This is a genomic window from Rhodococcus sp. NPDC127527, from assembly GCF_042672245.1.
Taxonomy (GTDB): domain Bacteria; phylum Actinomycetota; class Actinomycetes; order Mycobacteriales; family Mycobacteriaceae; genus Rhodococcus_G.
The window spans coordinates 15373-29728 of the sequence record NZ_JBHXVP010000004.1; the positions used below are offsets into that span (position 1 = coordinate 15373).

General features: G+C 68.5%; 14 protein-coding genes. 4 read left to right on the plus strand and 10 right to left on the minus strand.

Annotation, left to right across the window (positions count from 1 at the left end; all coding sequences use genetic code 11):
* The first annotated feature begins 28 nt into the window (after positions 1 to 28).
* Positions 29 to 157, plus strand: coding sequence for a hypothetical protein (locus ACFVH2_RS08635; RefSeq protein WP_378421540.1), 129 nt, complete (start codon positions 29 to 31; stop codon positions 155 to 157).
* A 74-nt stretch (positions 158 to 231) separates the two neighbouring features.
* Here ACFVH2_RS08635 and ACFVH2_RS08640 read toward each other — a convergent pair whose 3' ends face one another.
* Genes ACFVH2_RS08640 through ACFVH2_RS08675 form a run of 8 tightly spaced genes read right to left on the minus strand, consistent with a single transcriptional unit; the run spans position 232 to position 10110 of the window.
* Positions 232 to 837: a TetR/AcrR family transcriptional regulator gene (locus ACFVH2_RS08640; RefSeq protein WP_378421542.1), complete on the minus strand. Its 606-nt coding sequence runs from the start codon at positions 835 to 837 to the stop codon at positions 232 to 234.
* 25 nt (positions 838 to 862) lie between these two features.
* Positions 863 to 1648 (minus strand): enoyl-CoA hydratase family protein, encoded by a 786-nt coding sequence (locus tag ACFVH2_RS08645; protein WP_378421544.1) that lies wholly within the window; start codon positions 1646 to 1648, stop codon positions 863 to 865.
* A gap of 2 nt (positions 1649 to 1650) precedes the next feature.
* The gene (locus ACFVH2_RS08650; protein ID WP_378421546.1) at positions 1651 to 2811 is read right to left on the minus strand and encodes an acyl-CoA dehydrogenase family protein; all 1161 of its coding nucleotides are present in this window, start codon (positions 2809 to 2811) and stop codon (positions 1651 to 1653) included.
* A complete protein-coding gene (locus ACFVH2_RS08655) occupies positions 2808 to 4814 on the minus strand; it encodes a biotin carboxylase N-terminal domain-containing protein (protein ID WP_378422169.1) in 2007 nt (668 codons plus the stop codon). Before ACFVH2_RS08655 ends, ACFVH2_RS08650 begins: the two co-directional genes overlap by 4 nt.
* Before the next feature lie 11 nt (positions 4815 to 4825).
* Positions 4826 to 6424, minus strand: coding sequence for an acyl-CoA carboxylase subunit beta (locus tag ACFVH2_RS08660; RefSeq protein ID WP_378421548.1), 1599 nt, complete (start codon positions 6422 to 6424; stop codon positions 4826 to 4828).
* Positions 6425 to 6455: 31 nt separating this feature from the next.
* A complete protein-coding gene (locus ACFVH2_RS08665) occupies positions 6456 to 7607 on the minus strand; it encodes an acyl-CoA dehydrogenase family protein (protein WP_378421550.1) in 1152 nt (383 codons plus the stop codon).
* A complete protein-coding gene (locus tag ACFVH2_RS08670) occupies positions 7604 to 9319 on the minus strand; it encodes an acyclic terpene utilization AtuA family protein (protein WP_378421552.1) in 1716 nt (571 codons plus the stop codon). Before ACFVH2_RS08670 ends, ACFVH2_RS08665 begins: the two co-directional genes overlap by 4 nt.
* Entirely contained in the window at positions 9316 to 10110 is a 795-nt protein-coding gene (locus ACFVH2_RS08675) for a TIGR03084 family metal-binding protein (protein ID WP_378421554.1), read from the minus strand. Before ACFVH2_RS08675 ends, ACFVH2_RS08670 begins: the two co-directional genes overlap by 4 nt.
* A gap of 263 nt (positions 10111 to 10373) precedes the next feature.
* On the opposite strand from ACFVH2_RS08675, the gene ACFVH2_RS08680 reads away from it, so the two are divergent.
* The gene (locus tag ACFVH2_RS08680; RefSeq protein ID WP_378421556.1) at positions 10374 to 10523 is read left to right on the plus strand and encodes a hypothetical protein; all 150 of its coding nucleotides are present in this window, start codon (positions 10374 to 10376) and stop codon (positions 10521 to 10523) included.
* Between the two features lie 721 nt (positions 10524 to 11244).
* On the opposite strand, the gene ACFVH2_RS08685 is transcribed toward ACFVH2_RS08680, so the two are convergent.
* Positions 11245 to 11706, minus strand: coding sequence for a DUF309 domain-containing protein (locus ACFVH2_RS08685; RefSeq protein WP_378421558.1), 462 nt, complete (start codon positions 11704 to 11706; stop codon positions 11245 to 11247).
* A 112-nt stretch (positions 11707 to 11818) separates the two neighbouring features.
* On the opposite strand from ACFVH2_RS08685, the gene ACFVH2_RS08690 reads away from it, so the two are divergent.
* Positions 11819 to 12280, plus strand: coding sequence for an SRPBCC family protein (locus ACFVH2_RS08690; protein WP_378421559.1), 462 nt, complete (start codon positions 11819 to 11821; stop codon positions 12278 to 12280).
* Positions 12281 to 12338: 58 nt separating this feature from the next.
* Here ACFVH2_RS08690 and ACFVH2_RS08695 read toward each other — a convergent pair whose 3' ends face one another.
* Positions 12339 to 13580 (minus strand): acyl-CoA dehydrogenase family protein, encoded by a 1242-nt coding sequence (locus ACFVH2_RS08695; RefSeq protein WP_378421561.1) that lies wholly within the window; start codon positions 13578 to 13580, stop codon positions 12339 to 12341.
* A 175-nt stretch (positions 13581 to 13755) separates the two neighbouring features.
* Here ACFVH2_RS08695 and ACFVH2_RS08700 point away from each other — a divergent pair, with 175 nt between their 5' ends.
* Positions 13756 to 14355 (plus strand): class I SAM-dependent methyltransferase, encoded by a 600-nt coding sequence (locus ACFVH2_RS08700; protein ID WP_378421563.1) that lies wholly within the window; start codon positions 13756 to 13758, stop codon positions 14353 to 14355.
* Position 14356 lies beyond the last annotated feature (1 nt).

Consider the following 14356-nt stretch of genomic DNA (forward strand, 5'->3'; position numbering starts at 1 on the left):
ACGACACGGACTACACAAGGAGCACATCATGGGTTCGGCTGAATTCGCCACCGCTTTCGACGCCATCAGCACCTTCACCGGCGCGATCAGCGACCTCACTGGCGGAGCGGGCACCCTCATCGGTTCCGTCGACGGACTGGTCAACCCCAAGGCCTGATCGTCTCCGCAGTACCCGACAGGGCCCGCACTCGACATTCGAGTGCGGGCCCTCTCGCGTCCGAGGCCTCGGTTTCAGCCCACTGCCGGCTGCCCCAACACCGCCTCGAGGGTCACGGACCACTGTCGAATGATGTGCGAGCGCCGAACCGAGTCGTCCGTCAGCACATCCGCCAGCCCGAGCCCGCGGGCCAGGTCGAGCGTCGCCTGCACGAGTCGGTGCGCCACCGGATCCGTGTCGTCGGCCCCGAGTAGTTCGACCGTGACGCGGTGCGCGACACGACCGAACTTCGCCTCCAACGGGACCACCCGCTGCCGCAGCGCGTCGTCCGCCGCGGCAGCGGTCCACACCTGCAGCGCCGCCCGGAACAGCGGGCCGGTGAAGTACTCGACCATCCGGGACACCACCGCCTCGGTCCGCCCCGGTCCGAGCGGGAGCCCGACGGCCTCCTCGCGGATCTCCGCCATCCTGCCGTCGAACATGAAGTCCAGCGCCGCGGTGATCAGATCCTCGCGGGTCGGGAAGTGATGCTGGGCGGCGCCACGGGAGACCCCCGCCTGCTCGGCGACGACCGACACCGTCGTCGCGCCCCACCCCTGCGTGGCAAGACAGTCGATGGTCGCCTCGAGCAGCCTCAGTCGGGTGGCCCGGCTACGGTCCTGCTTCGGTTCGCGTTCCATCGCGCTCCCTCCTCTGCGCTCGTCACTACGCCCAGCGCGGCGGCCGCTTCTCGAAGAAAGCCATCATGCCCTCACGTGCCTCCTCGGAGCCAAACAGCCGTGCCGACTGCGCGGCCAACTCCGCCGCGTCCCGGTCGAAATCGGCGAGCACCCGCATGGTGGTGAGCTTCTTCGACTCGGCCAGCCCCTGCGGCGAACCCTGTCGCAGGGCCGCGAGCAGTTCGTCGACCGTCGCGGCGGGATCCGATGCCGCCGCGGTGATCAGACCGATCGCCTCGGCCTGCTCGGGGCCGAACTTCTCCCCGGTCAGGAAGTAGCGCCCGGCCGCGCGGGAGGTCAGGCGCGGCAACACGGTCAACGAGATGATCGAGGCGGCCAGCCCGAGACGCGCCTCGGTCAATGCGAAGGTGCTCGACGGGCCTGCGACCGCGAGGTCGCAGGCCCCGACCAGACCCATGCCACCGGCCCGGACGTGCCCGTCGATACGCGCCACGATCGGCTTCGGCAGCTCGAGGAACTCCCGCAGCAGGTCGGTCATCTGCGCGGTGCGCTGCGCGGCGAGCTCAGCGGGGTCCGCGTCCGGCGTCGCCGCCGCCTCCGACAGATCGGCGCCCGCACAGAAGGTGCTCCCCGTGTGGGTGAGCACCACCGCCCGGACCGCGTCGTCGGCGGCGGCGTCCGACAGCGCCCGCCGGAGCTCGCCGACCAACCGCGAGGAAATGGCGTTGCGGTTGTGCGGCGAGTCCAGGGTGACGGTCGCGAACCCGTCGGCCACCTCGTAGCGGACGTACCGCTCGCTGACGTCGGTCATGTCTAGTACGACCTCGGCAGCCCGAGCGAGTGCTGGGAGACGAAGTTGAGGATCATCTCCCGGCTCACCGGCGCGACCCGCGCGATCCGGGCCGCCCCGAGCATCGCGGCCAGTCCGTACTCCTTGCTCAGCCCGGCACCGCCGTGCGTCTGGATGGCCTGGTCGAGCGCCTTGATGCTGGCCTCGGCGGCCGCGTACTTCGCCATGTTCGCGGCCTCCGCGGCGCCGAAGTCGTCGCCGCTGTCGTAGAGCACGGCGGCCTTCTGCATCATCAGCTTGGCCAGCTCCAGCTCGATCTTGCACTGCGCCAACGGATGAGCGATGCCCTGGTGCGCACCGATCGGGGTCTTCCAGACGGTGCGCTCCTTCGCGTACTTCACGGCGGCCTCGATCGCGTACCGACCCACGCCGATCGCCATCGACGCACCCAGGATGCGCTCCGGGTTCAGGCCTGCGAACAACTGCATCAGCGCGGCGTCCTCCGATCCGACCAATGCCTCGCCCGGCACCCGCACGTCGTCGAGGAACAGCGTGAACTGGTGGTCCGGTTCGACGACGTCCATTTCCATCGGCGTCTTGACGAAGTTCTCGGTGTCGGTCGGCACGATGAACAACGCCGGCTTGAGCTTGCCGGTCTTGTGGTCCTCGGTGCGGGCCACGATCAGCACCGCGTCCGCCTGGTCCACACCCGAGATGAAGACCTTGTTGCCGGTCAGGATCCAGTCGGCACCGTCCCGGCGGGCCGTGGTGGAGATGTTGTGGGAGTTGGAACCCGCATCGGCCTCGGTGATGCCGAACGCCATGATCTTGCTGCCGTCCGCCAGACCCGGCAGCCACTGCTGCTTCTGCTCCTCGGTGCCGTACTTGCCGATGATGGTGCCGCAGATCGCGGGCGAGACGACCACGAGCAGCAGCCCCGCGCCGTGCGCGGCCAGCTCCTCCTGGACCAGCGCGAGCTCGTAGATCCCCGCGCCTCCACCCCCGTACTCCTCGGGCAGGTTGACTCCGAGGAAACCGAGCTTGCCCGCCTCGTTCCACAGCTCGGTCAACGGTTCGCCCTTGCGCGAGCGCGGCAGCACGTAGTCGATGTAGTTGAAGCGCTCACCGAGTTTGGAAACCGCGGCGCGGAGTTCCTTCTGCTCGTCGGTCTCGATGAAACTCATGCGCTCTCCTCGGTTGCGGTTGCTGCGGTGGGTTCTTCGACGATGGCGAGGACCGCCCCGACGTCGACCTGCTGGCCGACGGCGACGTCCAGTTCGGTGAGCACGCCGTCCGCGGGCGCCGCGATGGTGTGCTCCATCTTCATGGCCTCGAGCCACAGGATGGGCTGGCCCGCGCTCACTCGATCGCCGACGGAGGCCCCGAGCCGAATGACGGTGCCGGGCATGGGCGCGAGCAACGATCCGGCCGCGACCACCGACGCCGGGTCCACGAAGGTCGGCACCGCGGTGAACGTGGCCGCGCCGAGCGGCGAGTCGACGTACACCTGGTCGCCGTAGCGGGCGACGTCGAATCGACGGCGCAGGCCGTCGACGGTCAGCACGACGACCTCGGGGGTGGCGGACTCGAGTTCCGCTCCCGACACGAACTCGGTGACCAACCCGCCGTTGCGGGTCAGCCGGTAGTCCACTTCGTAGGTGCCGGAGGCACTTTCGTACACCTTGCGCAGCGGCTGCGAGGACACGTTGCGCCAGCCGCTCGGCAGTGCGCCGTTGACGGGCGCCGAACGCCGGTTGGCGGCCGCCTGGGCCAGCGTCGCGGCCAGTGCCGAGACCCGCTCCGACTCCTCGGCGGCGGCCGGGGCGGACAGCGCGTCGAGACCGTGTCGGTCGAAGAACGCGGTGTCGGTCTCCCCGGCCAGGAAGGCGGGGTGACGCAGCACGTTGACCAACAGGTCGCGGTTGGTGACCAGGCCGTGAATCTTCGCGCGCGACAACGCCGCCGCCAACTGCAGCGCGGCGGCCGACCTGGTCGGAGCCCACGCGATCACCTTCGCGAGCATCGGATCGTAGAACACCCCGACGACCGATCCGTCCACGACGCCCGAGTCGAGTCGCAGACCGCGGGTCGCGGGAGGAACGCCGAATTCGGTGTCCACACCGGGGATCTCGAATCGATGCACGGTGCCGCTCTGCGGCTGCCAGCCCTGCGCCGGGTCCTCCGCGTACAGCCGGACCTCGATGGCATGGCCGTACTGGACGGGCGGCTGCTCACCGAGCGCCAGGCCCTGCGCCACCTGCAGCTGCAGTTCGACCAGATCCAATCCGGTCGTCAGCTCGGTGACCGGGTGCTCGACCTGCAGTCGGGTGTTCATCTCGAGGAAGAAGAAGCCCCCGGCCTCGTCCGCGAGGAACTCGACGGTGCCCGCACCCTCGTAGCCGATCGCGGCAGCCGCGTCGACGGCCGCCTGGAACAGCTTGGCGCGCATCGCCGGAATCCGCTCGACCAGCGGAGAGGGTGCCTCCTCGACGACCTTCTGGTGCCTGCGCTGGATGGAGCACTCGCGCTCCCCCACCGCCCAGACGGTGCCGTGCGCGTCAGCCATCACCTGCACCTCGATGTGCCTGCCGGTCTCGAGGTAGCGCTCGCAGAAGACCGTGGGATCGCCGAAGGCGGACGCGGCCTCGGCCCGCGCCCCCTCGAGCTGCCCGGGCAACTCGGCCAGGGTGCGCACCACCCGCATGCCGCGACCTCCGCCGCCGGCGGAGGCCTTGATCAGCACCGGCAGCTGATCCTCGGTCACCAGTGCGGGATCGAGTTCGGCGAGCACCGGAACGCCCGCCGCATCCATCATCTTCTTGGACTCGACCTTCGAGCCCATCAGCTCGATGGCCTTGACCGGCGGACCGACCCAGGTCAGTCCGGCGTCCTGGACGGCCTTCGCGAATTCCGCGTTCTCGGAGAGGAATCCGTAACCCGGGTGGACCGCGTCAGCACCGGCCGCCTTCGCCGCCGCGATGATCAGTTCGCCGCGCAGGTAGGTCTGCGCGGGCGTGTTGCCCGGCAGTCGGACCGCGGCGTCGGCCTCGTGCACGTGCGGTGAGTTCTCGTCGGCGTCTGAGTAGACGGCCACCGTGGCCAGGCCCGCGCTCCGGGCGGAGGCGAACACGCGCCGGGCGATCTCGCCGCGATTGGCGACGAGGACGGAGGTGATCTGGTCGGACATGGAGGCGGCGCTCACATTCTGAAGACACCGAAGTTCTCGGTGCCTTCGATCGGGGCGGTGGCAATCGCCGAGAGACAGAGACCCAGCACGGTGCGCGTGTCGCGCGGGTCGATGATGCCGTCGTCGTACACACGGCCGGACAGGAACAGCGGCAACGACTCCGCCTCGATCTGCGCCTCGATCATCGCGCGCATGCCCTTGTCGGCTTCCTCGTCGAAGGGCAGTCCCTTGGCTTCCGCGCTCCCGCGCATCACCATCGACACGACGCCCGCCAGCTGGGCGGGGCCCATCACGGCCGACTTGGCGCTCGGCCAGGAGAACAGGAACCGCGGATCGTAGGCGCGGCCGCACATGCCGTAGTGCCCGGCTCCGTACGAGGCGCCCATCAGGATCGAGATGTGCGGCACCGTCGAGTTGGACACGGCGTTGATCATCATCGCACCGTGCTTGATGATGCCGCCCTGCTCGTATTCCTTGCCGACCATGTAGCCGGTGGTGTTGTGCAGGAAGATCAGCGGGGTGTCGGACCGGTTGGCAAGCTGGATGAACTGGGTCGCCTTCTGCGCCTCCTCGGAGAACAGCACGCCTCGCGCGTTGGCGAGGATCCCTACCGGGTACCCGTGCAGTTCCGCCCATCCCGTGACCAGTGAGCTGCCGTACATCGCCTTGAACTCGTCGAAGTCGGAGCCGTCGACGATCCGGGCGATCACCTCGCGCGGGTCGAACGGCACCTTCAGGTCGGTCGGCACGACCCCGAGCAGGTCCTCCGGGTCGTGCAGCGGCTCGATGACCTCCGCACGGGGCGACGGGCCCTGCTTCTTCCAGTTGAGCCGCTTGACGATGTTGCGGCCGATGCGGATCGCGTCGTACTCGTCCTGTGCGTAGTAGTCGGCCAGTCCGGACTTGCGCGCGTGCATCTCGGCGCCACCGAGGGACTCGTCGTCGGACTCCTCGCCGGTGGCCATCTTGACCAACGGCGGACCGCCGAGGAAGACCTTGGACTGTTCCTTGATCATCACCACGTGGTCGGACATGCCGGGGATGTACGCGCCGCCCGCGGTCGAGTTGCCGAACACCAGTGAGACGGTGGGGATCCCGGCCGCCGAGGCGCGGGTGAGGTCGCGGAACATCCGGCCGCCGGGGATGAAGACCTCCTTCTGGGTGGGCAGGTCCGCGCCGCCCGACTCGACGAGCGAGATCACCGGCAGCCGGTTCTGCTCGCAGATCTCGTTGATCCGGAAGCTCTTCTTGATCGTCCACGGGTTGCTCGCGCCGCCACGGGAGGTCGGGTCGTTCGCGACGATCATGCACTCGACGCCCTCGATCACGCCGATGCCCGTGACCACGTTGGCGCCGACCGGAAAGTCACTGCCCCAAGCGGCCAGCGTGCACAGTTCGAGAAACGGAGAGTCCGGGTCGATCAACAGCTCGATCCGCTCGCGGGCGAGCAGCTTGCCGCGCTTGTGATGGCGCTCCACCGATTTGGGCCCGCCACCGGCGAGCGCCTTGTCGAACTCGACCTGCACCTCGGCGAGTTTGGTTTGCATCGACTCCGCCGCGGCGAGGAAGTCCCCACCGGCGGTGTCGAGCGTCGATCTCACTACCGTCATCTTGCTACCCCAGTGTGTCGTCGGTGTGTGGTCAGGCTTGGAACCCCAGCAGCTTCGCCGCCAGGGAGGTCAGGATCTCGTTGGTGCCGCCGCCGATGCCGAGAATGCGCATGTCACGGTACTGCCGCTCGACCTCGCTCTCGCGCATGTAGCCGAGGCCCCCGAACAGCTGGACGGCCTGGTGCGCCACCCATTCGCCGGTCTCGACGGCGGTGTTCTTCGCGAAGCACACCTCGGCGATCAGGTTGACGTCACCGGCGGTGTACCTGTCCACGACCGAACGGGTGTAGACCCGTGCGACGTCGATCTTGCGTGCCATCTCCGACAGTGTGTTCTGGACGGACTGCCTGGTGATCAGCGGCCTGCCGAAGGTCTCGCGGTCCCGGCACCACTGCGCGGTCAGGTCGAGGCAGCGCTGGGCGCTCGCGTAGGCCTGGGCGGCGAGCGCGACCCGCTCGGTGACGAAGGCCTGCGCGATCTGCGCGAAACCCGTGTTCTCCGCACCGACCAGGTTGGAGGCCGGCACCCGGCAGTCGACGAACGAGAGCTCGGCGGTGTCCGAGGCCAGCCAGCCCATCTTCTCCAGCTTTCGGGAGACGGTGAATCCCGGTGTGCCCTTCTCGATCACGAGCAGGGAGACCCCGGCGGCCCCCTCCCCACCGGTGCGAACCGCGGTGACGACGAAATCGGCCCGGCAGCCCGAAGTGATGAAGGTCTTGGCACCATTGACGATGAAGTCGTCTCCATCGCGGACTGCCCGGGTGGTCAGGTGCCCCACATCGGACCCGCCGCCCGGCTCGGTGATCGCGAGCGAGCCAATCAGATCGCCTGCGAGCGTGGGCTTCACCCACTTCTCGATCTGCTCGCGATCACCCGCGGCGACAAGGTGCGGCAACGCGATGCCACAGGTGAACAGGGAGGCAAACAGCCCGCCCGAGCACCCCGCGTAGTGCATCTCCTCGCACACCACCATCGCGTCGATCGGCTCGCCGCCACCGCCGCCGACCGATTCCGGGAACGACACCCCGAGCAGCCCCAGTTCGCCTGCCCGCCGGTGCAGCTCGCGCGGCAGTTCGCCTGCCCGCTCCCACTCGTCCTGATGCGGGAGAACTTCCTTGTCCATGAACCTGCGGACGGTAGCGCGCAGTTCGCTGCGCTGCGGGTCGTTCCATGCGTCGGTCACTGCGCCTGCTCCTGGGAGTCGATGAGTGTCCGGGGCACCGGAATGTGCCGGGACCGTAGCCATTCCGCGAGACCCTTCGCCTGTGGATCGAACCGGGCCTGGTAGGCCACGCCCTGTCCGAGAATTCCCTCGATGACGAAGTTGACCGCCCGCAGTGCCGGAAGCACGGTCCGAGTGATCGTCAGGTCGGCGGTCTCGGGCAGCATCGTTCGGAGGCGGTCGACGGTGAGCTCGTGTGCGAGCCAACGCCACTGCTCGTCGGTGCGAACCCAGACCCCGATGTTGGCGTTGCCACCCTTGTCACCGCTGCGGGCCGCCACGATGGTGCCGAGCGGCAACTCGCGGACGGGGCCTGCCGGCAACGGCTCGGGCAGGGCGGGCTCGGACACGGCCTCGAGGGCCCGCGTCTCGGCGGCCTGCGCGACGTCGATCCGGGTACCGTCGGGCAGTACCGCGATGTGCGGAACCTGCTGGGCGTCCACGTATCCCGGGGTGAATACACCGTAGGGTGCGCCGTTGCCCGGCATCGAGGTGAAGGTGCAGCCGGGGTAGCTGGCCAGTGCCAGTTCGACGGCGACATTGGAGAAGGTCCGTCCGACCTTGTTCGGATCGGGATCTCGGACGACGCAGCGCAGGATGGCACTGGCCCGCTCCTCCGTCTCGGCGTTCGGGCGGTCCAGTCGAGCGAGCTCCCAGTCGAGTTCCGCGGGCCGGATTGTCAGCCACGACTCGAGTTGCTTGCGCGCCAGCTCCGCCTTGGCCTCGATGTCGAGACCGGTGAGCACGAAAGCCATTTCGTTGCGGAAGCCGCCGAGCGTGTTGAGCGAGACCTTCAGCTGCGGCGGCGGAGCCTCGCCGACGACCGGACCGATCTCGACTCGGTCCTCACCCGCCTGCGTCAGGGTGACGGAGTCGAGGCGTGCGGTGACGTCGGGCCCCGCGTAGCGGGCGCCCTGGATCTCGTACATCAGCTGTGCTGTCACGGTGCCGACGGAGACCGCGCCCCCGGTGCCGTCGTGCTTGGTGATCACCGACGACCCGTCGTTACGGATCTCGGCGATCGGGAATCCTGGCCTGGTCAGGTCCGTGATCTCCTGGAAGAAGGCATAGTTGCCGCCGGTGGCCTGGGTACCGCACTCGATGACGTGTCCGGCGACGACCGCCCCGGCCAGCCGGTCGTAGTCGGTACGCGCCCAACCGAAGTGGGCCGCAGCCGGCCCCACGATCACCGAGGCGTCGGTGACCCGACCGGTGACCACGACGTCGGCCCCGGAGTTCAGGCACTCCACGATGCCCCAGGCTCCGAGATATGCGTTCGCGGTCAGCGGCTGTCCCAGACCGAGTTCGGTGGCGCGGCCGGTGAGATCGTCACCCTCGACGTGCGCGAACGTCGCCGCCACACCCAGCTTGTCGGCGATCTCCCGCAACCTGACGGTCAGCCCTGCCGGGTTGAGGCCGCCGGCGTTGACCACGATCCGGACGCCCTTGTCGACCGCCAGCCCGAGGCAGTCCTCCATCTGGCGGAGAAAGGTCTTCGCGTAACCGAGGTTCGGATCCTTCATCCGGTCCCGGCCCAGGATGAGCATGGTGAGCTCGGCCAGATAGTCGCCGGTCAGGTAGTCGAGGTCGCCGCCCTCGAGCATCTCGCGCATCGCGGTGATGCGGTCACCGTAGAAGCCCGAGCAGTTTCCGATCCGAACGGGGGTGCTCATGCGCCGGCCTTCCGCTCGCGGCCTGCACCGGGCGGGCCGGCGAAGACCTGCGCGATGCCGAGCCAAGCCTCGGCGTCGGACCCGACCGCCGTCAGGGCGAGGTCGTCGCGGTGCGCGCGCTGGGTGACCAGCAGGCAGAAGTCGTGGGCCGGACCGGTGACACGTTGCGGCGCATCCGGCGGACCCCAGGTCCAGACCTCGTGGCCCTCCGGTGCGGTGAGTTCGACCCGGAACTCCTCCGTCGGCGGCGTGAGCTCGTTGACGGCGTAGGCGAAGTCGCGTGTGCGGACCCCGAGATGAGCGATCGCGCGCAGTCGGTTGGTCGGCGCGACGACCGTTTCGAGGGCCGCCGCTATGTCCTGCCCGTGCGCCCAGGTCTCCATCAGTCGCGCGGTGGCCATCGACATCGCACTCATCGGCGGCCCGTACCACGCCAGTTTCGTCCCCGTCGGGACGGCGGCCAGCGCCGCGGCGAGCGCGTCACGACCGCCGCGCCAGTCCGCGAGGAGTTCGGCGGGTGGGTGGGCCGCCTCCACCGCGGCGCCCTCGTCCACGAAGCCGGTCGGGTTGGCCCAGGCCCGCTCGAGCGAGGCCGCAAAGGCGTCGGCGTCGGTGACGGCCATCAGCGCAGCACGATCGGTCCAGGCCAGGTGGCCGATCTGATGAGCGATTGTCCACCCCGCCGCCGGGGTGTCGGTCGCCCACCGCTGCGGCGCCAGGCCCGCGACGAGTGCGTCCACTGCGTCGCCCTCGGCGCGCAGGTCGGCTAGGACGATGTTCAGGTCGGCCATGAGTCTCCCTCGACGATGCTCTGTCCAGCATCAACCCGCGGGAGGAAAAAAGCAAGCGTGCCTGATTGTTATTTTCCGACATCCCGCCGGGCGCCCCGCCGAACATGCATCGATGCACGAACACCTGTGCGCTGCAATGGCGTTCAACACTTCGACGGTTCGTGCGATTTTGGCCGCGCGGGCGGGTCGCATGCGGTAGAACGGACGCGCGCCGCCACCCGGCGCAACGCCCAGCACACCGACCACCTCCAGGAGTGAGCCACATGTTCGACGTAGTCACCGCGCTTCTCGGCCTCATCGGCACCCCGACCCTCGCGATCGGGAGCACCGCACCCACTCCCCCGGCGGTCGGGAGCAGCGTGGGACTGCCCGGCATCGGCCTGGGCCTGCCCGGCATCACCCTCGGAAGCTGACGCGTTCGCCCCACGCGCTCGGACACCGCCCGATTTGTCCGCCAATCGGTGGACAACGAACCACTTAGTAGGAATTCGCCCGCGATTCGCTGGTCACGACGAGGTCACATCGGGTACAAATAGCCGAACGCTCGTCCAGTCGGGCGCCAAGGAATGTACCGAGCAAACCAGGAGTGACCATGTCGTCTGATCTCGCCGACCTCTTCGGTGGCCTCAACACCGTCTTCACCGCGCTCGACAACCTCTCCTCCGGATCCTCCGGCGGCGGCAGCGGCTCGTCGGGCGGATCCTCGAAGTAAGGTCCCCGAGCAGAAGTGGGGGTCACCGGCACGCGCCGGTGACCCCCACTTTTTTGTGTGAAACCCTATCCGTTTCAACATATTTGCCGATCCGGGCGAACCAACCTCCAAAGCGCAAAGCTGCCATCCGATGCCCGCCGGTGCGGTAGAACTGGTTCCGCGCCGCGTTCGGGGGCGCGTTCACAACCAGAAACGGAGTCTCAGAAATGACCGCACTCATCGCCGCCCTCCTGGCCCTGCTCCCGACCGGCAACGCCCAGGGGGGCTTCGTCGGCAGCAGCACCGGCAACGTCGGTAGCACCTTCCCGTGACCTGAGCGATACCTTCGGGTGAGACATGGCGGGATCGTGGAGTGCTCACGGTCCCGCCATTCCCGTCCCAGCGGTAGGAGCCGCGGCCTCCATTCCCGATCCGGCGGTGGGTCAACCACGGGGCGCCGACAGCCGCGGCGGCGTCGGGGCCGTGAGGTCGTCGAGCAGACCGCCGGACCAGTCGAGCAGGCCGGCGACGTCCAGGCCGTGCGGCGGTTCGCCCGCGTACGCGCGAATCTGCCCGCGTCCCCGCTCGAGCAGCGACCGCGCACCCGTCCGATTCCCGCGCAGCAGGTGGGTCATCCCGACCGCGAGCTGTGCGAGCCCCTGCCACAGTGCCCGCTCGGTTTCGGGCGCGGACTTCCAGGCGTCCTCGAGCACCTCGTGGGCGTGGAACGGCATCCCCTCGTCGAACAGCCGCTGCGCTTCGGCAATCGACTGCCCAGGAGTGCGGACCTGTCCCTCGGAGATCCTCGGCACGCCCACCGAACCCCGCGGAAGCGGCCGCCCGAGCCCGTCGCGGGGCCGCGCGTTGAGCGGCCTGCCCCGCGCGTCCCGCTCGCGACCATCCATGCGTCCACCCTAATTCCGCCCGAAGTCGACACTCAAACAACTGTCCAAGAGACGAAGTAACCGTTACCGTCGGTAACAGGGTCTGGAGGGATCCGCCACACGAGGAGAGAGCATGGGCCATATTCACCGCGTCGCCGTCGCCCGGGTGCCCGTCGAGGCGGGCTTCGCCTTCGTCGACGACTACCGCAACGTGCCGTCCTGGATGTTCGGCGTGACGAAGTTCGAGCCGGTCGGCGAGCAGACCCGGGGGCTCGGCGCGAGGTTCGACGCGATCATGCAGATCGGCCCCAAGGCGCTCGGGTCCCGGGTCGAGATCACCCGGTGGGAGCAGGACCGCCTGATCCGCCTCGAGTCGATCGACGGCATCCCCAACTCGTCGACCTGGCGGTTCGCTCCGACCGCGGACGGCGCCACCGAGCTCACCGTCGACTTCGAGTACACGCTGCCCGGCGGCCTCCTCGGCAAGGCCCTCGCGAAGATCGTCGAACCGGTCGTCGGCACGGCGATCAAGCACACCGAGTCGACCCTGCGCGCCCGGGTCGAAGCCCTCGCGGACGACCGCTCGGGCGCCTGAACGACGTTCGGGGCCCACCCGCGACAGCGGATGGGCCCCGAAACAGTCGGTCGGTCCGTCAGGCGAGCAGGCCCTTGGCGATGTGGGTCACCTGGATCTCGTTGCTGCCCGCGTAGATCATCAGCGACTTCGCGTCCCGCGCGAGCTGCTCGACCTTGTACTCGGCCATGTAGCCGTTGCCGCCGAACAACTGGACGGCCTCCATCGCGACCTCGGTCGCCGCGCGCGAGGAGTACAGCTTCATCGCCGACGCCTCCGCCAGCGTCACCTTGTTGCCGGCGGCGGTGCGCTCGATCGCGTTGAACACCATGTTCTGCACGTTGAGTCGGGCGACCTCCATCTCGGCCAGCTTGAGCTGGATGAGCTGGAACTGAGCGATCTCCTTGCCCCACAGCTTGCGGTTCTTCGCGTAGTCGATGCACAGCCGCTGGCACTCGTTGATGATGCCCAGCGCCAGCGAGGCGATGCCGATCCGCTCGGCCGCGAACGACTCCTTCGCACTCTCCTTGCCGTCGCCCTTGGCCGGGTTCTCGGTCTCACCGAGCAGCCGGTCCTTGGTGATGCGGACGTTGTCGAAGAACAGCTCGCCGGTGGGCGAGGAGTTCATGCCCATCTTCTTGAACGGCGCGCTCTGCGTGAAGCCCTCCATGCCCTTGTCGAGCACGAAACCGAGCACCTTGCGGTCGCGACGATCGACGGAGGCATCGCCCTCGTCGAGCTTGGCGTAGACGATGGTGACATCGGCGTACGGACCGTTGGTGATGAAGGTCTTCTGGCCGTTGAGGATGTAGTCCTCACCGTCGCGCCGGACGTACGACTTCATGCCGCCGAACGCGTCCGAGCCCGAGTCCGGCTCGGTGATGGCCCAGGCGCCGACCTTCTCCATCGTCACGAGCCCGGGCATCCAGCGCTTCTTCTGGGCGAGCGTGCCGCGGCTGCGCAGCGTGCCGACCGTGAGGCCGAGACTCACGCCCATCGATGCGACGAGGCCCAGGCTCACGCCCGCCAGTTCGCTGTTGAGGATCACACCCATGCTGCCGGCGCCGCTGAAGCCGCCGCCCTTCTCTCCGGACTCGGGCAGCGCCTCGCCGCGCTCACGCGCCTCCTCCTTCGCGAACGCCTTGTCGAGCGCCTCGGTGGCCATCTCGTCCATGCCGAAGGTGGCGTACATCTTGCGGATGATCTCGAACGGAGGCAGCTCACCACTCTCGAGCTTGTCGACGTGCGGCTTGATCTCCTTCTCGATGAACCCACGCAGGGCGTCGCGGAACATCAGATCGGTATCGGACCACTCGTACATGTCGTGAACTCCAGGGATTCGACGGGATTGCCAGATGGCAAATATAGAACACGTTCTCGTTCCGGACTCTACGCGCGCCCGCCGCCCTGGACACCACCGTTTCGGCACGCGCACACTGAGTTGCACGACAGACCTCGACAACGACGCGTCGCCACGAGTGATCTGTGAGGCAACGATGAACCTCGGATACACCTTGGCCTATCGGCTCGGCATCACGCCCTGGGAGCGGGCCCGACCGGGGTTCCGAGCCCAGTTACGCACGTACCTCGACCACGAGGAGGTGCACGGGGCGCCGGACAGGGCCCTCGACGTCGGCTGCGGCAGCGGCGACCACTCGATCGAACTGGCCGGTCGCGGCTGGCAGGTCACCGGCGTCGACGCGGTTCCGCGGGCGGTGGACCGCGCGAGACGCAAGGCGGCCGCCGAGGGCGTCGACGTCACGTTCCTGGTCGGCGACGTGACGACGCTGGGGCCCGCGGCCGGATCCGGGTTCCGCTTCGTGCTCGACGTCGGCTGCTTCCACGGGCTGACCGCCCCGCAACGACTCGATTACGCGCGTGAGATCACTGCCGTCGCAGCGCCGGGCGCCTCGCTGCTGATGTTCGCCTTCGGTCCCGGCCATCGCCGGCCGCTGCCCCGCGGGGTCGCGCACGCCGAGGTCGAACGCAACTTCCCGCACTGGACCCTCGACTCGGACGACCCCGCCGACACGACAGGAATGCCTCGGCCACTGCGCAATTCGAACCCGCGCTGGTTCCATCTGACCCGCGAGTGAC